This window comes from Kitasatospora sp. NBC_00039, from assembly GCF_045160625.1.
Lineage (GTDB): Bacteria > Actinomycetota > Actinomycetes > Streptomycetales > Streptomycetaceae > Kitasatospora.
In genome coordinates this window covers 6,975,449-6,995,040 of the sequence record NZ_CP108289.1, presented here as the reverse complement: position 1 = coordinate 6,995,040, position 19,592 = coordinate 6,975,449, and the positions used below count along the sequence as shown (strand labels likewise).

12 protein-coding genes, 5 tRNA genes and 1 pseudogene are annotated in these 19,592 nt (G+C 74.7%); 10 read left to right on the top strand and 8 right to left on the bottom strand.

Annotated elements, in window-relative coordinates; translation table 11 throughout:
* Positions 1 to 177 precede the first annotated feature (177 nt).
* Complete coding sequence (locus tag OG286_RS31210) at positions 178 to 591, top strand: SsgA family sporulation/cell division regulator (protein ID WP_030056266.1); 414 nt, start codon at positions 178 to 180, stop codon at positions 589 to 591.
* 455 nt (positions 592 to 1,046) lie between these two features.
* Positions 1,047 to 1,616, top strand: coding sequence for a CGNR zinc finger domain-containing protein (locus tag OG286_RS31205; RefSeq protein WP_396321705.1), 570 nt, complete (start codon positions 1,047 to 1,049; stop codon positions 1,614 to 1,616).
* 23 nt (positions 1,617 to 1,639) lie between these two features.
* Here OG286_RS31205 and OG286_RS31200 read toward each other — a convergent pair whose 3' ends face one another.
* Positions 1,640 to 2,110: a hypothetical protein gene (locus OG286_RS31200; protein WP_396321706.1), complete on the bottom strand. Its 471-nt coding sequence runs from the start codon at positions 2,108 to 2,110 to the stop codon at positions 1,640 to 1,642.
* A 148-nt stretch (positions 2,111 to 2,258) separates the two neighbouring features.
* On the opposite strand from OG286_RS31200, the gene OG286_RS31195 reads away from it, so the two are divergent.
* Positions 2,259 to 2,759, top strand: a complete 501-nt coding sequence (locus OG286_RS31195) for a DsbA family protein (protein ID WP_396321707.1) — start codon at positions 2,259 to 2,261, stop codon at positions 2,757 to 2,759.
* A gap of 19 nt (positions 2,760 to 2,778) precedes the next feature.
* Here the strand turns inward: OG286_RS31195 and OG286_RS31190 are convergent, their stop codons facing one another.
* From OG286_RS31190 to OG286_RS31180, 3 genes are all read right to left on the bottom strand, one after another.
* The gene (locus OG286_RS31190) at positions 2,779 to 3,621 is read right to left on the bottom strand and encodes a GNAT family N-acetyltransferase (RefSeq protein ID WP_396321708.1); all 843 of its coding nucleotides are present in this window, start codon (positions 3,619 to 3,621) and stop codon (positions 2,779 to 2,781) included.
* Between the two features lie 146 nt (positions 3,622 to 3,767).
* Positions 3,768 to 4,598, bottom strand: a complete 831-nt coding sequence (locus OG286_RS31185) for an aminotransferase class IV (RefSeq protein WP_396321709.1) — start codon at positions 4,596 to 4,598, stop codon at positions 3,768 to 3,770.
* Positions 4,599 to 4,694: 96 nt separating this feature from the next.
* Complete coding sequence (locus OG286_RS31180; protein WP_405359280.1) at positions 4,695 to 5,744, bottom strand: chorismate-binding protein; 1,050 nt, start codon at positions 5,742 to 5,744, stop codon at positions 4,695 to 4,697.
* A 399-nt stretch (positions 5,745 to 6,143) separates the two neighbouring features.
* Here OG286_RS31180 and OG286_RS31175 point away from each other — a divergent pair.
* From OG286_RS31175 to OG286_RS31155, 5 genes are all read left to right on the top strand, one after another.
* A tRNA-Gly gene (locus OG286_RS31175) sits at positions 6,144 to 6,216 on the top strand.
* 40 nt (positions 6,217 to 6,256) lie between these two features.
* Positions 6,257 to 6,327 (top strand) — tRNA-Cys (locus OG286_RS31170).
* A 36-nt stretch (positions 6,328 to 6,363) separates the two neighbouring features.
* Positions 6,364 to 6,435, top strand: a tRNA-Val gene (locus tag OG286_RS31165).
* A 41-nt stretch (positions 6,436 to 6,476) separates the two neighbouring features.
* Positions 6,477 to 6,548, top strand: a tRNA-Val gene (locus tag OG286_RS31160).
* Between the two features lie 41 nt (positions 6,549 to 6,589).
* Positions 6,590 to 6,661: transfer RNA gene (locus tag OG286_RS31155), tRNA-Val, on the top strand.
* A gap of 419 nt (positions 6,662 to 7,080) precedes the next feature.
* Here OG286_RS31155 and OG286_RS31150 read toward each other — a convergent pair.
* Positions 7,081 to 7,278, bottom strand: a complete 198-nt coding sequence (locus tag OG286_RS31150; protein WP_396321711.1) for a hypothetical protein — start codon at positions 7,276 to 7,278, stop codon at positions 7,081 to 7,083.
* Between the two features lie 443 nt (positions 7,279 to 7,721).
* Here OG286_RS31150 and OG286_RS31145 point away from each other — a divergent pair.
* Positions 7,722 to 8,969: pseudogene (locus OG286_RS31145) on the top strand (protein kinase domain-containing protein); the annotation flags it as partial.
* Between the two features lie 1,212 nt (positions 8,970 to 10,181).
* Here the strand turns inward: OG286_RS31145 and OG286_RS31140 are convergent.
* Complete coding sequence (locus OG286_RS31140) at positions 10,182 to 10,991, bottom strand: TrmH family RNA methyltransferase (RefSeq protein WP_396321713.1); 810 nt, start codon at positions 10,989 to 10,991, stop codon at positions 10,182 to 10,184.
* Positions 10,992 to 11,089: 98 nt separating this feature from the next.
* On the opposite strand from OG286_RS31140, the gene OG286_RS31135 reads away from it, so the two are divergent.
* Positions 11,090 to 13,858 carry a SpoIIE family protein phosphatase gene (locus tag OG286_RS31135; RefSeq protein ID WP_396321714.1) on the top strand — a complete coding sequence of 923 codons (2,769 nt, stop codon included), beginning with the start codon at positions 11,090 to 11,092 and terminating at the stop codon, positions 13,856 to 13,858.
* Between the two features lie 205 nt (positions 13,859 to 14,063).
* On the opposite strand, the gene cobA is transcribed toward OG286_RS31135, so the two are convergent.
* The gene (cobA, locus tag OG286_RS31130; protein ID WP_396321715.1) at positions 14,064 to 15,341 is read right to left on the bottom strand and encodes a uroporphyrinogen-III C-methyltransferase; all 1,278 of its coding nucleotides are present in this window, start codon (positions 15,339 to 15,341) and stop codon (positions 14,064 to 14,066) included.
* A gap of 100 nt (positions 15,342 to 15,441) precedes the next feature.
* Positions 15,442 to 19,242 carry a nicotinate-nucleotide--dimethylbenzimidazole phosphoribosyltransferase gene (gene cobT / locus OG286_RS31125; protein WP_405365923.1) on the bottom strand — a complete coding sequence of 1,267 codons (3,801 nt, stop codon included), beginning with the start codon at positions 19,240 to 19,242 and terminating at the stop codon, positions 15,442 to 15,444.
* Between the last annotated feature and the right edge of the window lie 350 nt (positions 19,243 to 19,592).

Genomic DNA, 19,592 nt, shown 5'->3' with positions numbered 1-19,592 from the left:
AAGTGGCTCGGTAATGCCCGCGGCAGGCGCTCTGTGCCGATTCCGCAATGCGCCGTAAGGGGTACGACTCGCCCCCGAATCGGGACAGAGGGGTTTACATCGGTCTTGGAGGTGGGATGGTCCGTTCGCCGACGTGCGATTCCCCGAGCGCACACTGAGCGAAAGGCCATGGCGCTTATGAACACCACGGTCAGCTGCGAGCTGCACCTGCGCCTCATCGTGTCCAGCGAGTCCTCACTGCCCGTCCCCGCGGGCCTGCGCTACGACACCGCCGACCCCTATGCCGTGCACGCCACGTTCCACACCGGCGCCGACGAGACCGTGGAGTGGGTGTTCGCCCGAGATCTCCTTGCGGAGGGGCTGCACCGACCCACAGGCACCGGCGACGTCCGGGTGTGGCCCTCGCGCAGCCACGGGCAAGGGGTGGTCTGCATCGCGCTGAGCTCTCCGGAAGGAGAAGCCCTGCTGGAGGCCCCGGCCCGCGCGCTTGAGTCGTTCCTCAAGCGGACGGACGCCGCCGTGCCCCCCGGCACCGAACACCGTCACTTCGACCTCGACCGGGAGCTGTCCCACATCCTCGCCGAAAGCTGACCCCGTCCGGGAGGCGGTCAAGCCCCGCAGTCAGCGGGGCCGCACCCCCTGCCGTCACCGCAGCCGTCCTACTCGGGGGCACGGCAGCAGACTCAGCCGCGCACGACGCGGTCTCGGGGCCGGTGACACGGTCCGCTCCCACCCGGAGCGGGCCACCGCACCGCAGGCGCCCGGCACCGGAGCCGGCCACCCAGTACGGGTGGCCGGCTCCGGTGCCGGGCGCCACCTGTTTCCGGGCGCCCGTCCTTCCGGGGCGCCTGCCTACTCCGGTGCCTGTTCGTCCGGGCGCCTGCTTCCTCCGGGGGCCTGGGTGACCCGGCGGCGTCACGCATCCCTTCGACATCCGTACGGCCCTTCGGGAGAAGCTTCCGCCCTGTGCGGCGGAGCCCGGTAAGGTCTGGGGTTGACCGTAGACGCGGGGTGCCGACGGCCCCCTCCGCGCGAGGAGCCCCCACGTGCTGATCACCCACGACACCGAGTGCGCGCTGAGCATCCTCGTCGAGCTGCTCAACACCGCGCCCGAGGTGTGCGGCACCGAGCTGCTGCCCGACGTGGCCGCGCTGGACGCCTTCGTGATCCGGCAGGAGATCAGCGAGATCGACTCGCTGACCGAGAACGACCTACGCAGCGTGCACGAGCTGCGCACCCGGCTGCGGGAGGTGTTCGGCACCGAGGGCACCGCGGAGGCCGCCGAGCTGGTCAACGCCCTGGTCGCGGACGCCGGCACCACGCCACGGCTGACCAACCACGACCACCATGGGTGGCACATCCACTACTTCGCGCCGCACGCCGCCCTGCACGACCACCTGGCGGCCGAGCTGGGCATGGCGCTGGCGTTCATCCTGACCGCGGGTGAGCGCGAGCGGCTGCGCCGGTGCGAGGCACCGGACTGCGCGCGCGTCTTCGTCGACCTCTCGCGCAACCGCTCCCGGCGCTACTGCGACAGCCGGACCTGCGGCAACCGGCTGCACGTCGCCGCCTACCGGGCGCGGCAGCGCTCGGCGGAGGCCGTGCCCTCGGCCTGAGGGCCGTCGGCCCCCCGCCGGCTTCAGATGCCGCGGCGGCGGAGGATCTCCTCGATGTCGGCGAAGTCGTCGCCGGGGCCCTCGTCCCGCTTGCCGGCCTTCGGAGGCTTCGTGGCGCCGCTCCTCGGGGCGCCCGCCGGTGGCTGTGCGGGCGCCCCGGTGACGGCGGGCCGCGCCGGGGCCGGTCCGGTCGCCTCCGGTCGGGCCCCGGCGGCATCCACGCCGCGGCGGCCGACCCAGCGGGTGGTGACCAGCAGACCCGCCGACACCGCGAGCAGCACGATGCCCGTCCAGACCCGCGGGTCGAAGACCAGCTTGGTCGCCCAGTCGGCCAGCTCGGTGCCGATCGTCCGCGCCACCGGGAAGAGCCCGGTCAGGTAGAGCCCGGCCGGCAGCAGCGCCACGGCGAACCAGCGGGTCGCGGAGAGGAAGCGCCGGCGGTACGCGCGCAGGCCGGCCACGGCCACCCCGCCCGCCGTGAGCGCGAAACTCACCGCCGCCGTCAGCACGGCCTCACCCCGCTCGCGCCGGTGACTCTGCTCACCCTGGTCGTTCCGGTCATCGGACCTCCCCGTCACTCGGGCCGGCATCCGGGCACACCGCCGGGACTGGGGCGGGGCCCATTAGTGGAACACTGGGGACATGATCGAAGGTTCCCTCCCCCGCCTCGAGTTCTGGTGCGAGCTCCAGTGCCCGGACTGCCGCACCGCCCTGGACGACGTACGGGCGCTGCGTGCCACGTACGGCGACGCGCTCGCGATCGAGCTGCGGCACTTCCCGTTGGAGAAGCACAAGTATGCGTACGCCGCGGCGCAGGCCACCGAGGAGGCGTTCGCGCAGGGGCTTGGGTGGCCCTACGTCGAGGCGCTGCTGGCCCGGGTCGAGGAGCTGGACGCGCGCGGCGAGGAGGTACTGCTGGAGGTGGCCCGCGAGGTGGGGGTGGACGCCGAGGAGGTCGACACCGCACTGGTCGACGGCCGGCACACGCTGATCGTGGACGCCGACCAGGCGGAGGGCAAGGCGATCGGGGTCAGCGGCACCCCGACGTACGTGATCGCCGGCCAGCGGCTGGACGGCGGGCAGAGCCAGGACGGCCTGCGGGACCGGATCACGGCCGTCATCGAGGCAGCCAAGGCATCCTGACCATCCGTCAACCCGCCCGTCAGATCAGCGCCTTGCCGTAGATCCGGTTGGTGACCCGGTAGCCGAGCGACTCGTACAAACGGATCGCGACCCGGTTGCTGCTGAAGACGTTCAGCCCGAGGTCGCGAACGCCTGCGGCCAGGCACTCGCGCTCGGCGAGCAGCATCAGTGAACGGCCGTGTCCGTGCCCCCGGTGCGCCTCGGCCACCTCCACCACCATCACCCAGGCCAACGGACCGCCGTCGGGCAGGTCGCGGACCCGCAGGGCCAGCCAGAGGGCGCCCAGCGGGTCCGCCCCGTCCCCGTAGAGGCGGCGCAGTGCCACGCCGGGGGTGTCGGCGCCCTGCGGGAGCAGGTACACGTGGTCGGCGTCCGACTTGGCGCGCGCCTGCTCCTCGCTGAGGCCGGAGGAGAGCAGGTCGCCGATGTAGCCCTCCTTGGCCTCGGCGAGCCAGCCGGGGAACTCCTCGGGGCCGATCCGGCGCGCCTCGACGCCCGCCGGCAGGACGGGCGGGGCGGCCAGCCGCTTGGCCATGTTCCGCATCCGCTCGCTGTAGCCGAGGGCCGCGGCGAGGCCGCGCGCAGGCTGCGCCGACTCCGGGATGTCGGCGTCCACCCGGGAGCAGCCCCAGCCGCGCAGCACCTCCTCGGCGGCCAGCGCGCCGAACGTCCCGCGGCCCCGGCCGCGACCCTCATTCACCTCCAACTCGGATATCTCACCCCAGAGTTGCGGGCCACGCGGGACCGTGGTGGTGCGCAGTGCGCCGACCGGGCGGCCGTTGGCGCAGATCTGCCAGCGTCTGGTGCGGCCGCCCGCGGCGGTGGGTGACTCCGGCCCCTCGGGGCGCAGCGTGGTGGTCATGTCGGGGTCCCTTCCCCTCCGCGCGGGTGTTCTATCCGCCGGCGACGCCTCGGGGATTCGACCGGCTCGCCGGGGTCGGCCCCGGCCGGGGCGTCACGGGCCCGGCAGGGGTTACGGGCCGGGCTGTGGCACCGGGCCTCGCCCGGTCACGGGTCGAGGTCGTCGCCGCTGCGCTCGGTGAAGACCGCCATGGCCTTGGCGGTGACCGGCCCGGGGCCGGGGAGTTCGCGGTCGTCGACGCGGGTGACGGCCTGGACGTCGCGCAGGGTGGAGGTCAGGAAGATCTCCTCCGCCTCCTGGAGCGCGTCGAACGGCAGGTCGGTCTCCTCCGCGCCGCACCACTCGATGACGAGCCGGCGGGTGATGCCGGCCAGGCAGCCCGACGCGAGGGTGGGCGTGAGCAGCCGGCCACCGAGGACGACGAAGACGTTGGAGCCGGTGCCCTCGCAGAGCCGGCCGGCCGTGTTGGCGAACAGGGCCTCGGAGGCGCGGGCACGGTGGGCGGCGGCGAGCGCGACCACGTTCTCGGCGTACGAGGTGGTCTTGAGGCCGGCGACGGCGCTGTGCTCGTTGCGGCGCCACGGGACGGTCGCGACGGCGGTGGTGTCGGAGCGGTGGGTGGCGGCGCCGAGGGAGACGACCAGGGTGGGGGTGTCGTTGCCGCGTTCCGAGCCGAGCGGGGAGGCGCCGCCGGTGTAGGTGAGGCGCAGGCGGCCGAGCGGCATCGGGTTGGCGGCGAGGACCTGGGCGCAGGCCTCGCGGACCATGTCGTGGTCGGGGTCGGGCAGGCCGAGACCGCGGGCGGAGCGGGTGAGCCGGTCGAGGTGGCGGGTGACGGCGAAGGCTCGGCCGTCCACGGCCTTCATGGTCTCGAAGACCCCGTCACCGGTGGTGAGCCCGTGGTCGAGGACGGAGACGGCGGCATCGGCGGAGTCGACGAGTGAGCCGTTGACCCAGCTCTTGGTCGGGTGTTGCATCGAGGGCTGCTCCTCAAGGCGGTGGTGCGTGGGGGGTGTGCCCGGGCCGATGGCCGGCCCGGCGGTGTTCGTCCCGGTTCAGGCGGCTTGTCGCCGTCAGTCGGTCTCGGTGCCCGACGCTATCGCGACCAGGCGGGCGGCCTTCAGTTCGGTTTCCGCCCACTCACGCTCGGGGTCGGAGCCCCAGGTGATGCCGGCGCCCGTGCCGAAGCGCAGGAGAGGTGCGCCGGGGTCGGCGCGGTCGATCCAGAACGTGCGGATCCCGACGGCGAGTTCACCCTCGCCGCGGTCGGCGTCCACCCAGCCGACGGCGCCGCAGTAGGGGCCGCGGGGGGCGGTCTCCAGGGCGTCGATGATCCGCAGTGCGCTGGACTTGGGGGCGCCGGTGACGGAGCCGGGCGGGAAGGTCGCGCCCAGCAGTTCGGGCCAGCCGGCGTCCGCGCGCAGGGTGCCCTGGACGGTGGAGACCAGGTGGACCAGGCCCGGGTGCTTCTCGACGGCGCAGAGGTCGGGGACGGTGACCGTGCCGGTCCCGCAGACCCGGCCGAGGTCGTTGCGGACGAGGTCCACGATCATCACGTTCTCGGCGTGGTCCTTCTCCAGGAGGTCCGCCTCGGTGCGGCCGGTGCCCTTGATCGGGCCGGAGGAGACGGTGCGGCCGTCGCGGCGCAGATAGAGCTCGGGCGAGGCGGTGGCGATCTCGACGCCGTGGCGCGGCAGGCGGATCGTTCCGGCATAGGGAGCCGGGTTGCCGTGGGCGAGCAGGCCGGTGAGGGCGTCGATGTCCGTCCGGGACGGGTCGGGCAGCGGCGCGGTGAGCACGCGGCACAGGTTGGCCTGGTAGACCTCGCCGGCCGCGATGTGCTCGCGGATGCGGCGCACGCCCGCGGTGTAGGCGGCGCGGTCGAGGGAGCTGTGCCAGCCGTCGGCGGCCGGTCCGAGCCAGCCGGCGCCGGACGGGGGTGCGGGTGCGGGGCGGAGGTCGTCGAAGCGGGCGCAGGTGAGCCGGCCCTCGAAGTCGTAGGCGACGGCCCAGAAGCCGGAGGAGTCGAGCGCGGCCGGGTCCGAGGTGACGTCGCGCAGCCCGGTGGCGAGGCGGCCGCCGAAGCGGGCGAGCGGGCTGTGGGGATCGGGGTGGCCGGACACGGTTCTCCTGCACGGGGTGGCTGGGCTGCGGTGCCTGAAGTGTAGGTCGGGGGTCCCTGCTGTGGCCTGGGGTGTTTCGGCGGCCCGGCCGCGCCCGGCGTGGTGGGCCGGCCGCGCCCGGAGGCGCGGAGGGGCGCGAGCAGGTGGTGGGTGCACCTCCAGGCCGCCAGGCTGGGGAGCGTCGTGCGGGTGTGCGCCGGGTGGCCCGCGGATGATCGTCCGGGAGCGCCGCTGGTGGGGGCCGGTGACCCGGCGGAACGGCCGACGGGACGACTCCCCGCGGGCATCCCCTCGGCACCCTGCGGGAACGGATTTTTAGCTGGCCCAGGAATCCGCTAGAGTTCAACACGTCGCCAGGGAGCGCAGCCGAAGAAAAGCGGTGAAGATCCCGGGAGACAGGCGGACGTGGCTCAGTTGGTAGAGCATCACCTTGCCAAGGTGAGGGTCGCGAGTTCGAATCTCGTCGTCCGCTCGATGGAGAACAGTGTAAGATCGTTCTTCGTGTGTTGCCTGGTGGAGTGGCCGAGAGGCGAGGCAACGGCCTGCAAAGCCGTCTACACGGGTTCAAATCCCGTCTCCACCTCCGAGAGGACGCCCGGTTCTGCCGGGTGACCTCCTCGCGCGATTAGCTCAGCGGGAGAGCACTACCTTGACACGGTAGGGGTCACTGGTTCAATCCCAGTATCGCGCACGTCGGACCCTTCGGGGTCTACTGCAGGACCGCCTCACCAGGCGCGATTAGCTCAGCGGGAGAGCACTACCTTGACACGGTAGGGGTCACTGGTTCAATCCCAGTATCGCGCACGTCGGACCCTTCGGGGTCTGCTGCAGGACCGCCTCACCAGGCGCGATTAGCTCAGCGGGAGAGCACTACCTTGACACGGTAGGGGTCACTGGTTCAATCCCAGTATCGCGCACAGTAAGGGCCGGGGCCGTGATCCGCGAGGGTCACGGCCCCGGCCCTTTTGCATGCCCTGGCTGTCCCCGGTCCGCCCGGTTCCCCGGCGGCGGCAGGCTCACCGGGTTCCCCGAACTGCTGGGCCCCGCTTGATGTGGGAAGTGGATGCGGAAGAAGAAGAGCCGCGTACGGTCGCCCTCACCGACGTCCGTACGCGGCATCTTCGCCTGCCGGGGTGCTCCAGCGCACCGCTCTCGCCCGTCCGCGAGTCGTCGCGGGCGCGGGCCTTCCCCGGCGGCACTGGCTCCCCGTCCCCAGGGGATTCAGTGCCCGTTCAGTGGCCGGCTGTTATCAGCCGGACGGTCCTCGCTGGTCTGCGCTCGGTCCGTGTGCCGCCCCGGCGGCCCGAGCGGGCTCCGTCGCCTCGGCGGTCGGGCGTCAGCGGGTGATCAGGTCGGCGACGGCCTGGGCCTGGCTCGCCATCTGCTCCCAGCCGCCGAAGAGCATGACCAGCAGCACGGCGCAGGGCAGCGCCATGGCGAGCGCTACCGCCGGGTGCCTGGTCGGCTCCGCGGACCGGCGCCGAGTGAAGGCCGGCCGACGGCGGCGGGGGGATCCCGTGAGCTGCTGTGCCATGCCCCTACTCCTGATTCGTGTGCTGCCCGTACCCGTCGATCCGGTCGTACGGCCGGTCGAGGTGGACGCGGTGGACGGCTTACCTCGGGGGACGAGCTCCCCGTCCACCGCTGAGGACAACGCTATGGCGCGAGGGGGCAGTCGGACGTCATGCCGTCGTACTGTTCTGCGGGCATCCCGGAGGATGACGCTCCGACTCGGGGACTACTACCGCAGGGGGAGACGGTCTCGACCGCGCCCCCGGGGGAACCCTGAGAGACGACCCCGAGAAGCGGCTCGGCACCCCCCTGACCTGCCCGGCAGTGCAAGATCGGACAATCGCACGGAGGGTTGAGGTGTTGCGTATCAGCACACCGCAGCGGGCAGTCCGTAAGCTGTGCCAGACAGGAACTGACGATGCCCCAACCGACGGGGCCTCACCCACAGGCTGACGGGGAACGAAGATGGCGATGATGCGGCTGAGGCGTGAGGACCCCCGCATCGTCGGGCCGTACCGCCTGCACCGGCGGCTGGGGGCCGGCGGCATGGGCGTCGTCTATCTCGGCTCCGACCGCCGCGGACAGCGGGTCGCACTCAAGCTGATCCGCGCCGAACTCGCCGAGGACATGGAGTTCCGCATCCGCTTCGCCCGGGAGATCGCCGCCGCCTCCCGGATCCGCGGCGGCTGCACGGCGCGCGTGGTGGGCTCCGACATCGAGGCCGACCGCCCGTGGCTGGCCACCGCGTACGTCCCCGGCCCGTCGCTGTACAAGCGGGTCGGCGACGAGGGCCCGCTGAGCTGGCCGGAGGCGGCCCGGATCGGCGCCGCGCTGGCCGACGGGCTGGTCAAGGTGCACGAGGCCGGCGTCGTCCACCGGGACCTCAAGCCGTCCAACATCCTGCTGTCGCCGCGCGGGCCGCGGATCATCGACTTCGGCATCGCCTGGTCGCGCGGCGCCAGCACGCTCACCCACGTCGGCACGGCGGTCGGCTCCCCCGGCTTCCTTGCGCCCGAGCAGGTCCGCGGCGCCGCGGTGAACCCCGCGACGGACGTCTTCGCGTTCGGCGCCACGCTCGCATACGCGCTCACCGGCGACACCCCGTTCGGCTCGGGGGCCTCGTCCGAAGTGATGCTGTACCGGGTCGTGCACGAGGAGCCCGACCTGTCGGCCGTACCGCCGCAGCTGGCGCCGCTGATCGGGGCCTGCCTGGCGAAGGAGCCCGCGGAGCGGCCCGGCGCGGCCGCCCTCCACGAGCGGCTCAGCGAACTGGCGGCCCGGGGCACGGCCGCGCCCGACGGCGCGGGCCCGGACCGGCCGGAGCGTGCGGCGGGCGGGCGGCCGCCCGGTGCGGCGCCCGGCCGCCCCGGCGTGCCGGGGCGCGGCGCGGCAGCCCCGATGCCACCGGCCGGCGGCGGGCGCGGAGTGCCCGCGCCCGGGCGGGCCCCCGACCCGGCGGGCGCCGCGCGCGCCCGAGCGGCGGCGGGCAGCCGGCCGGGCGGGCCGCACGGCGGCGGGCAGGGTGTCCAGGCCGGTGGAGCCGGTGGGCACGCGGGCGGGCCGCAGGGCGGGTACCCGGGCGTTCGCCCCGGTGCTCGGGCCGGCGTCCACCCGGGCTCGCGGCCCGGTGTCGCGCAGCGGCGGCCGCAGGGCCAGCCGGCCACCACGCCGATGCCGCGGCCCGAGTCCGCCCCGACCACCCGGCCGATGGGCGAGCGCCAGCAGACCCCGCCGCCCGGGCGGACCGGCGGTCCCGGCGGGCCGGCGGGAGCGCGCGAGCGGGAACAGCAGCGGGCGGACCGGCCGCGCCCGCGGGCTCGGGACCGGCAACACACGCCCGCCCCCGGCGGACGTCCCGGCGGCTCGCGCCGGCGGCTGATGCGGCAGCGACTGATCGTCTTCGTCACCGTCACGCTCGGCGTGGCCCTGGCGATCGCGGCGGCACAGGGCTGCGAGAACCGCAGCAACCAGGGTCACGGCCCACTCGGCGCCGGCGGGACGACCATGAGCGCCGCCCCCGTGCCGGCCGGCCAGGCGGGCACCGCCGCGCCCACCGCTCAGCCGGCCGGGGCCGGGCAGTCGGTGGACGGCGTGGCGCCGTCGGCCGCGCCCACCCCGCCGGCGGCGGCCCACGGCGGTGCCGCGGGCGGCGACGGGGCGCTGGGCCCCGCGCAGGGCGCGGGGCCGACGGTCGACTGGCCGAACCGCAGCTACCCCGATCCGGCGGGCGGTCCGGCCGTCGCGCTGCGGGACGGACGGTCGGCGGGGGCCGGGCCGCAGGTCGCGCTGAGCGCGGTCCTCCCGGCCCGCTACAAGGGTGCGCCGGCCACCCTGGTGGTGCTGCGGCGGGCGGAGGGCTCGGTACCGGTCGACCTGGTCCAGCTCTTCTCGTTCAACGGGGACAGGCCCGTCCCGCTCACGTCCCGTTCCTCGGCCGCCGACCCGCAGGCGACGGCCACCTGGCGGCTCGACAACGGCGCGCTGGTCCGCGAGGAACGCAACGGCCAGACCGGCGCGACCGCCTCCACCCGCTACTCGGTGCGGGCCGACGGGACCCTTGAGGAGTCCTGGCCCGGCGCCCCCACCCTCACCGTCACCCCGCCTCCCGCCGCAGCCCCCGCGCCGCCCACCTCCCCCACCGGCTGAAGCCCTCACGCAGCGGGGTCGGCCGGAGCCGGCATCGTCTCGGCCGCCGCCTTCATGGCACGGGAGGTCGGACCGGACTTCGCACTCCGCGAGCATCGCCACGAGGCCGGGAGGCCTGGGGCGCCGGTCGGGGGCTGTTTGCCGGTGGGCTTGGGCGACGGTGCGGCCTGGGACGACGGTGCGGCCTGGGACGACGGCGGGCCGGGCTGGCGCGAGGCCGCAGGACGGGCTCGGAGAGCAGCCCCGTGCACAGGAAGTCGGCCCGGCCGACTTCCTGTGTCAGGCGGTGGCGGTGACGGCGTAGAAAGCCACCGCTGCGGCGGCGCCGACGTTGAGGGAGTCGATGCCGTGGGCCATGGGGATCCGGACGGGGTGGTCGGCCGCGGCGATGGCCCGGCGGGTGAGGCCGTCGCCTTCTGCGCCGAGCATGAGGGCGGCCTTGGGGAGGCTGTGCGGGGCCAGGGCGGCGAGGTCGACGGCGCTGTCGGCGGGGGTGAGGGCGAGCAGGCTGAAGCCGGCGGCGCGGACCCTGTCCAGGGCATCCGGCCAGGGGTCGAGCCGGGCGTAGGGGACGGCGAAGACCGCGCCCATAGAGACCTTCACGGCGCGCCGGTACAGCGGGTCCGCGCAGTCGGGCGAGAGCAGGACCGCGTCCATGCCGAGCGCGGCGGCACTGCGGAAGATCGCGCCCAGGTTGGTGTGGTCGACCAGCCCCTCCAGCACCGCCACCCGGCGGGCGCCGGCCAGCACCGCGGCGGCGTCCGGCAGCGGCTTGCGCTCCATCGAGGCGAGTGCGCCGCGGTGGACGTGGTAGCCGGTGACGGCCTCGGCGAGGGCGGGCTCGACGACGTGGACGGGGGCGTCGGCGTCGGCGATCACGTCGGCCATCACGTCCAGCCACTTGGCCGTGAGCAGCATCGACCGCATCCGGTAGCCGGCGGCGAGGGCGCGGCGGATGACCTTCTCGCCCTCGGCGATGAACAGGCCCTCGGCGGGCTCGCGCCGACGGCGAAGTTCGACGTCGGTCAGACCGGTGTAGTCGGCGAGTCGCGGGTCGGCGGGATCGGTGATGGTGCTGGGTTCGGACACCCTGCGATCTTGCCAAGTCGGGGTGGAGAAGGCCAAACCCCCAAGGGTCGGAGATGGCTGCCCTTGGCCCGTTGGCACGCAGAGTGCAAATATGACGTATGGCCCGTTTTCCGGGCCGATCCTGGGCTCCGTCGGCCTCTGGTGCTTCTGGCTCCTCCGTCGCCTCCCGTGCCACTGGTACCGCCGGCTCTTCCGGTGGGCGCCCACACGGTCGGCAACAGCAGCCACGAGCGGCGCGGCCGAAGCCGGTGAAGCGCCGGTCGGTGGCTGGGCAGGTGTTCGCGCTGCAGGTGGTGGTGGTGCTGCTGCTGGTGGCGTCCGCCGTGGTGGCGCTGGTGGTGCAGTCCCGCAACGACGCCCGGGAGGAGGCGCGCAGCCGGTCGGTGGCGGTCGCCCAGACCTTCGCCAACTCGCCTGGCATCGTGGAGGCGCTGCGCTCCCCCGACCCGACCGCGATCCTCCAGCCGAAGGCACAGGCCGCCGCGGTCAACGCCGGCGTGGACTTCATCGTCGTACTCGACACCAACGGCATCCGCTACACCCACCCCAACCCGGCCCGGATCGGCCAGAAGTTCGTCGGGAACTACCAGCCCGCCTTGCAGGGGGAGGTGGTGACCGAGGAGGTCAACGGCACGATCGGACCGCTGGTCCAGGCGATCGTTCCGGTGCACGCGCCGGACAGCCAGGTGGTCGGTTTGGTGTCGGCAGGCATCACGATCGCCAACGTGAGCAGTGCGAGCGAGCGGCAGCTGCCCGTCGTGCTGGGCGCCGCGGCGATCGCGCTGGGGCTGGCGACCTGCGGGACGGCGCTGATCAGCCGGCGGCTGCGGCGGCAGACGCACGGGCTCGGCCCGGCCGAGATGACACGGATGTACGAGCACCATGCGGCGGTGCTGCACGCGGTGCGCGAGGGGGTGCTGATCGTCGCGGGTGACGGCCAGCTGCTGCTCTGCAACGACGAGGCGCGCCGGCTGCTGGACCTGCCCGCCGACGCCGAGGGGCGGATGGTGCCGGAGCTGGGTCTGGACCCGGCACCTGAGGAGCTGCTGACCGCCAACCGGGCGGTCACCGACGAGGTGGTGCTGGCCGGCGAGCGGCTGCTGGCGGTGAACGTCCGGCTGACCGACCGGGACGGCGGCCCGCCCGGCTGTGTCGCCACGCTGCGTGACTCCACCGAGCTGCTGGCGCTGTCCGGGCGGGCCGAGGTGGCGCAGCGGCGGCTGCGGCTGCTGTACGACGCGGGTGTCACGGTGGGCAGTTCGCTGGATGTGACGCGGACGGCCGAGGAGCTGGTGCAGGTGACGGTGCCGCGGTTCGCGGACTTCGCCAGCATCGACCTGGCCGAACCGGTGCTGGAGGGTGAGGAGCCGCCGCAGGGCCTCGCACTGGGGCGGATGCGCAGGGCGGCGTTCCGCGGGGTCCGGGCGGACTCGCCGTTCTACCCCGTCGGCACCGTGGTGGAGGTGGTGCCGTCGACGCCGCTGGCGGGGTCGCTGGACAGCGGGCTGCCGGGGGTGGAGCCGAGGCTGGCGGAGACGTCGGCCTGGCGGGAGCAGGATCCGGAGCGGTCGGCGCAGGTGCTGGCCTACGGGGTGCACTCGCTGGTGCGGGTGCCGCTGCGGGCGCGCGGGGTGCTGCTGGGGGTGGCGCGGTTCTGGCGGGCGGACCGGGAGGAGCCGTTCGAGGAGGAGGACCTGGCGCTCGCCGAGGAGCTGGTCGCGCATGCCGCGGTCTGCATCGACAACGCGCGGCGGTACACCCGGGAACACACGATGGCGGTGACCTTGCAGCACAGTCTGCTGCCGCGCAGCCTGCCGGAGCAGAACGCGCTGGAAGTGGCGCACCGGTACCTGCCGGCGCAGGCGGGGGTCGGCGGCGACTGGTTCGACGTGATCCCGCTGCCGGGCGCGAGGGTGGCGCTGGTGGTCGGGGACGTGGTGGGGCACGGACTGCACGCGGCGGCCACGATGGGGCGGCTGCGGACGGCGATCCACAACTTCTCGACGCTCGACCTGCCGCCGGACGAGCTGCTGGGGCACCTGGACGACCTGGTGAACCGGATAGACCAGGAGGAGTCGGCGACCGGCGGTGCGGCGGCGGTGACCGGTGCGACCTGCCTGTACGCGATCTACGACCCGGTGTCGCGGCGTTGCACGCTGGCCAGTGCGGGACATCCGCCGCCGGCGCTGGTCGATCCGGAGGGTCGGGTGGTGTTCCCAGAGCTGCCGACCGGGCCGCCGCTGGGGCTGGCGGTGCTGCCGTTCGAGACGGTGGAGCTGGAGGTGGCCGAGGACAGCCGGCTGGTGCTCTACACGGACGGTTTGGTGGAGGACCGCGAGCGGGACATCGACGAGGGGCTGGAGCTGCTGCGGACGGCGCTGTCCGGGCCGCCGCGGACGCCGGAGCAGACGTGTGCGGACGTCCTGGGAGCGATGCTGCCGGCACATCCGCAGGACGACATCGCGCTGCTGGTGGCGCGGACGCGGATGCTGGCGCCGGAGCAGGTGGCGCAGTGGGAGGTGCCGTCCGACCCGGCCGCGGTGGGCGAGGTGCGGGCGGCGGTGTCGGAGAAGCTGGCGCTGTGGGGGCTGGACGAGGCGGCGTTCGTCACCGAGCTGATCCTCAGCGAGCTGGTGACCAATGCGATCCGGTACGGGTCGGGGCCCATCCGGGTGCGGCTGCTCCGCGACCGGACATTGATCTGCGAGGTGTCGGACGGCAGCAGTACGTCGCCGCATCTGAGGTACGCGGCCACCACGGACGAGGGCGGACGCGGGCTCTTCCTGGTCGCCCAGTTCGCGGACCGGTGGGGCACGCGGTACACGGCCACCGGGAAGGTGATCTGGACGGAGCAGCCGTTGGAGTGAACGTGGCTGCGTGGGGATTGGAGTGGGAAGTCGGCGGGGCCGACTTCCCACTCCGTGCTGTTTGCAAAGGCTGCGCTTTGCAAACAGCACGGGCGAGCCCGAGGGCCGGCCACGGAGGTGTCCGGTGCGGGGTCATCCCCCGGGCCCCCGGGGGTCGGCCCGGGCCCCGCGCTTTGCAAAGTCACCTTTGCAAAGCGCGGGTGCGTCAGGAGTGGAGAGCGGGGGCGAGGACGTTGACGACGTCGCCGATCACGATCACGGCCGGGGGCTTGATCTGCTCGGCCTGGACGACGGCCGCGACGGTGGCGAGGGTGGCGTCCACGCGGCGCTGGGCGGCGGTGGTGCCCTCCTGGACGACGGCGACCGGGGTGTCGGTTGGGCGGCCGCACTCGACCAGCTTGGCCGCGATCGCCCCGATCTTGTCCACGGCCATCAGCAGCACCAGGGTGCCGCTCATCCGCCCGACGGCCTCCCAGTTGGTCAGCGAGCGCTCGTCGTCCGGGCCGACGTGACCGGAGATCACCGTGAACTCGTGGGTCATCCCGCGGTGGGTGACCGGCACGCCGACCGAGGCCGGGACGCTGATCGAGCTGGAGATGCCCGGGACCACGGTGACCGGCAGCCCGGCCTCCGCGCAGGCCAGCAGTTCCTCGCCGCCACGCCCGAAGACGTACGGGTCGCCACCCTTGAGCCGGACCACGAACTTGCCGGCCTTGGCGTGCTCGATGAGCGTCCGGTTGATCGCCTCCTGGGCCATGAACCGCCCGTACGGGATCTTCGACGCGTCGATCACCTCGACGTGCTCCGGCAGCTCGGCCAGCAGCTCGCGCGGCGCCAGCCGGTCGGCAACCACCACGTCCGCGTCGGCCAGCAGCCGGCGGCCGCGGACGGTGATGAGGTCCGGGTCGCCCGGGCCGCCGCCGACCAGGGCGACGCTCCCCCGGCCCGACGGCTGGGAGGTTCCCCCGACACCGTGCGCACGGTACTGGCGGGCGGCCAGCGAGCCGTCCCGCAGGCCGTCCACGATGGCGTCGCGCAGGGCGGCGGAGTGCCGCGGGTCGCCGGTGAGGACGGCGACGGTGGCGCCCCCGTCGCGGCCGCTGGCCGGCGTCCAGGCGCTGGCCGCGGCCGCGTCGTCGCTGCGCGCGCAGAACACCCGCTCCCGCTCGGCCTCGGCGCTGACCGCCGCGTTGACCGCCGGGTCATCGGTGGCGACCAGCGCGTACCAGGTGCCGGCGAGGTCGCCGTCCTGGTAGCGGCGCTCGTGCCAGGTCAGCTCACCGGCGTCGGCCATGGCTTGGACGGCGGGCGTGGTGGCCGGGGATATCAGGTGCAGGTCCGCACCGGTGGCGATCAGGGCGGGCAGCCGGCGCTGGGCGACGTGGCCGCCGCCGACCACGACGACGCGACGGCCGGCGAGCAGCAGGCCGACCGGGTACGGGGTGCGGCCCTCGGTACCGGGGTGGGGGTTGGGCGCGGTCATGGGCGGAGCTCCTGGATCGGGGTGAGGGTGGTGGGGGTACAGCACCGCTCCGCGTGCCGGCGCGCCCTCGGGCCGGTACACGGAGCGGTGCGGGCGGACGTCAGGACTTCTCGGTGACCCCGGCGGAGTCGAACGTGGCTACATCGTGCATTGCGCGGGCCGCACTCTGCACCAGCGGCAAGGCCAGCAGGGCACCGGTGCCCTCGCCGAGCCGCAGGTCGAGGTCGATCAGCGGACGCAGGCCGAGCTTGGCCAGCGCGGCCTGGTGACCGGGTTCGGCGGAGCGGTGGCCGGCGATGCAGGCAGCCAGCACCTCGGGGGCGATCGCCTTGGCGGCCAGCGCGGCCGAACCGGCGATGACGCCGTCCAGGATGACCGGGGTGCGCAGCGAGGCGGCGCCGAGCAGGAAGCCGGCGATGGCGGCGTGCTCCAGGCCGCCGACGGCGGCGAGGACGCCGATCGGGTCGGCCGGGTCCGGCTGGTGCAGGGTGAGGGCGGCGCGGATGACGTCGACCTTGCGGGCGTGGGTCTCGTCGTCGATGCCGGTGCCGCGGCCGGTGACCTCGGCCGGGTCCAGGCCGGTGAAGACCGAGATCAGGGCGGCGGAGGCGGTGGTGTTGGCGATGCCCATGTCGCCGGTGATCAGTGCCCTGTTGCCGGCGGCGACGAGGTCGCGGGCGGTCTCGATGCCGATCTCGAGGGCCTTGAGGGCCTCCTCGCGGGTCATCGCCGGGCCCTGGGTCATGTCGCCGGTGCCGGGGCGGACCTTGCGCGGCAGCAGGCCGGTGGTGCGGCCCTGCTGGATCGCGTCGGGCAGCTCGGCGGCGACGCCGACGTCCACCACGCAGACCTCGGTGCCGATCTGCTTGGCGAAGGCGTTGACCACCGCTCCCCCGGCCAGGAAGTTGCCGACCATCTGGGCGGTGACCTCCTGCGGCCAGGGGCTGACGCCCTGGGCGTGGACGCCGTGGTCGCCCGCGAAGATCGCCACGCAGGCGGGCTCCGGGAGCGGCGGCGGGCACTTGCGGGAGAGGCCGGACAGCTGTGCGGAGATGATCTCCAGCATGCCGAGCGAGCCGGCCGGCTTGGTCATCCGCTTCTGGCGGTCCCAGGCCTCGCCGAGCGCCTTGGCGTCGAGCGGGCGGATGCCGCGCAGGGTCTCGGAGAGCACGCTGTGCGGCTCCTCGCCGGGCAGCGCGCGGTTGCCGTACTGCTCCTCGTGGACGACCCAGGAGAGCGGGCGCTTCTTGGCCCAGCCCTGCTGCTGGAGCTCGGGCTCGTCCGGGAAGGCGTCGACGTAGCCGACGCAGAGGTAGGCGACGACCTCCAGGTGCTCGGGCAGGCCGAGCTCGCGGACCATCTCCTCCTCGTCGAAGAAGCTCACCCAGCCGACGCCGAGGCCCTCGGCGCGGGCGGCCAGCCAGAGGTTCTCGACGGCGAGGGCGGCCGAGTACGGGGCCATCTGGGGCTGGGTGTGGCGGCCCAGGGTGTGCCGGCCGCCACGGGTGCGGTCGGCGGTGACGACGATGTTGACGGGCGTCTCGAGGATCGCCTCGATCTTGATTTCCTTGAACTGCTTGGCCCGGCCCTTGGGGAGCGAGTCCGCGAACGCCTCGCGCTGGCGCTCGGCCAGTTCGTGCATCTTGCGGCGGGTCTTGGCCGAGCGGATCACCACGAAGTCCCACGGCTGCGAGTAGCCGACGCTGGGCGCGGTGTGGGCGGCCTCCAGGACGCGGATCAGCACCTCGTGCGGGATCGCGTCCGGGCGGAAGCCGTTGCGGATGTCGCGGCGCTCGCGGATGACCTGGTGGACGACCTCGCGGCCGGCGTCGTCGTAGCCGGGGGCGGCCGGGCCGCGCGGCTCGGCGGGCTCCTCGGGGGCGGCTTCCTCGGCGGCCGGCTCGGCACCGGTCTCGGGGGCAGGCTCGGTCCCGGGGGCGGGCTCCTCGGCGGGCTGCTCGGCGGAGGCGTCGGCGGCGGGCTCCGCAACGGCCTCGGGGGCCGGGTCGGCGACAGCCTCGGCTGCGGCCTCGGCTTCGGCCGGAGCGGCCTGGGCCGGCTCGGGCCGGGCATCGGCCTCGGCGGCTCCCTCGGGCTCTCCGGTCGGTGCTGCGGGCTCGGCGGCGGCCGGCTCGACAGAGGTGGGCTCGACGGCGGCGGCCTCGACGGGTGCCACGGCGTCGGGGGCCACGGCCTCGGGTGCCACGGCGTCGGGGGCGGTGTCCGCGGCCGGCGCGGCCTCCTGCGGCTGCTCGGCGTCCGGCGCGACGACGGCCTGGCCGGACGGCATCTCGCCGGTGCCGACAGCCGTCTCGGCAGCCGCGGGCTGGGCGCCGGCCTCGGCGGCGACGACCGCCTCGGCCTCGACCGGTGCCTCGGGCTGCTCGGCGGGCGCTATGGGCACGGCCTGCTGAGCCTCGCCGTCCGCGACGGCCGCGGCCTGCTCGGTCGCCTCGACCTGCGGGAGGCCGTGCGGGGCGGGCGCGGCGAGGAAGGCGGAGATCCGGCGGGGCTGGTTGGCCGGGGCGCCCTGGGTGGCAGGCTCGGCCGGCTGCTCCTCGACGGCGGCCGGGGCGGACGCCTCGGCAACGGGCGCGGCCTCGGCGGGAACCTCAGCGGTGGCCGGCTCGACAGAGGCGGGCTCGGCGGCGGGCTCGACGGAGACCTCCGGGGCCTCGACCGACGCAGCCTCGACGGGCGCGGCCTCGACGGGCGGCTCGACCGGCTGCCCGGCGAGGGCCTCCGCGGCCGGAGCGACGGCCTGGTCGGCCGGCTGCCCGGCCGTGGCCTCGGCGGCCTGCTCCGCCACGGGCCCGGCGACGGCCGCGTCCACGGCGGGCACCTGCGCGACGACCGCCTCCACGACAACCGCTTCCGTGGCAGCCGGCTCGACCGCCACCGCTGCCTCGACGACCTGCGGGGCCGCCGGGACCGGCTGGATGCCCGGTGCCTGCTGGGGCACCGGCTGGGCCTGCGGTGGCGCGACGGCCTGCGGCGGCTCCGGCTGGCCGACGACGACCGGGATGCCGTGGGCGGGCGTGCCGCCCTGCGAGGGGCCGCGGTCGGCGAGGGAGCGGACCGGCACCTGGCCGGTCATCAGCGACGGGTCCGGGATCGGCGGGCCGGCGTGCAGCGGGCGGCGCTGCTGCTGAGCCGCCGTCAGCGCCTCCTGGCCCTGTGCCTGGAGAGGAAGCTGGACGGGCTGGCCCTGCAGCGGCTGCGGCTGGACCGGGGTCTGCTGCGCGGCCGGGTCGGCGGCGCCGAGCACCGGCGGCTCCAGCGGCGGCCAGGACGGATCGACCGGGGTACCGGGTGCGCCCTGCTGGTCGGCGGCCGGCTCGGCGGGGACGGCCGCGAGCGGCTCGCCCCAGGAGCCCTGCGGGCCGGGCATCAGCAGCACGTCGTCCTCGTCGTCGAGCGGGTCCGGCTGGTCGGGCTGGTCGAGGAAGTGGAAGGCGGGACGCGGGACACCCGGGTCGACGGCCCAGCCCTCGCCCGGCACACCGGGGACGGGCATCCCGGAGACCGGCACCCCGGCGAGGTGGGCTCCGGCGACAGGGGCACCCGGAACCGGGGCCCCGGGCACACCGGCGCCCGGCACGCCGTAACCGGGCGCGGCGAGCGGCTGGCCCTGGCCGGGCACGCCCTGCGGCGGCAGCGTGACCGCCCCCGGCGGCACCGCGCCGGGCAGGCCGTTCCCCGGCATTGCGGCGTTCGGCATCGCGGCGTTCGGCATCGCGGCGTTCGGGATCACGCCACCGTCCATCGCGACGCCCTGCACGGGTGCGACGCCCTGTACGGGTGCGACAGCCGCGACGCCCTCCGGGCCGCCGATCGGGTCGGGCCCGGCGAGCAGGTGCTCCGGCAGTCCCTCGTTCGGGACGTGGCCGCCATCGGTCATGTCAAAGCTCCTTCCAGGCCGCTGCCGCGCCCTTGGCGACGCGATCACCGACCGCAGCGCCCATCCGCACGGGCCGGGCCAGCACCGGCCCGCCCCTCAACCACACACGGCCGCCGCGCCGAGGCGCTGCGGCCGAAGTCCTTCCGGCGCGCTGCGGCACCCCGGCCCGCACACCACCCGGGAGGGGCGGCGTGCCATCTGAAACAACGACAAGCCGGGGCAACCGGCACGATCGCACCGGACCCTACGGCATTCTCCAGGTCCGGCATGCGGCCCGTCGAATTGCCCACACTCCGAGCCGTAGCGGGTTGCATCGCGTCAAAAAGGCGACAAACCGACCGGATCGGGCG

Coding starts and splice junctions, on each gene's coding strand:
- cobT (WP_405365923.1), bottom strand. CDS start 19,242: ATGACCGATGGCGGCCACGTCCCGAACGAGGGACTGCCGGAGCACCTG.
- OG286_RS31195 (WP_396321707.1), top strand. CDS start 2,259: ATGATCGAAGGTTCCCTCCCCCGCCTCGAGTTCTGGTGCGAGCTCCAG.
- OG286_RS31135 (WP_396321714.1), top strand. CDS start 11,090: ATGGCCCGTTTTCCGGGCCGATCCTGGGCTCCGTCGGCCTCTGGTGCT.
- cobA (WP_396321715.1), bottom strand. CDS start 15,341: ATGACCGCGCCCAACCCCCACCCCGGTACCGAGGGCCGCACCCCGTAC.
- OG286_RS31190 (WP_396321708.1), bottom strand. CDS start 3,621: ATGACCACCACGCTGCGCCCCGAGGGGCCGGAGTCACCCACCGCCGCG.
- OG286_RS31185 (WP_396321709.1), bottom strand. CDS start 4,598: ATGCAACACCCGACCAAGAGCTGGGTCAACGGCTCACTCGTCGACTCC.
- OG286_RS31150 (WP_396321711.1), bottom strand. CDS start 7,278: ATGGCACAGCAGCTCACGGGATCCCCCCGCCGCCGTCGGCCGGCCTTC.
- OG286_RS31210 (WP_030056266.1), top strand. CDS start 178: ATGAACACCACGGTCAGCTGCGAGCTGCACCTGCGCCTCATCGTGTCC.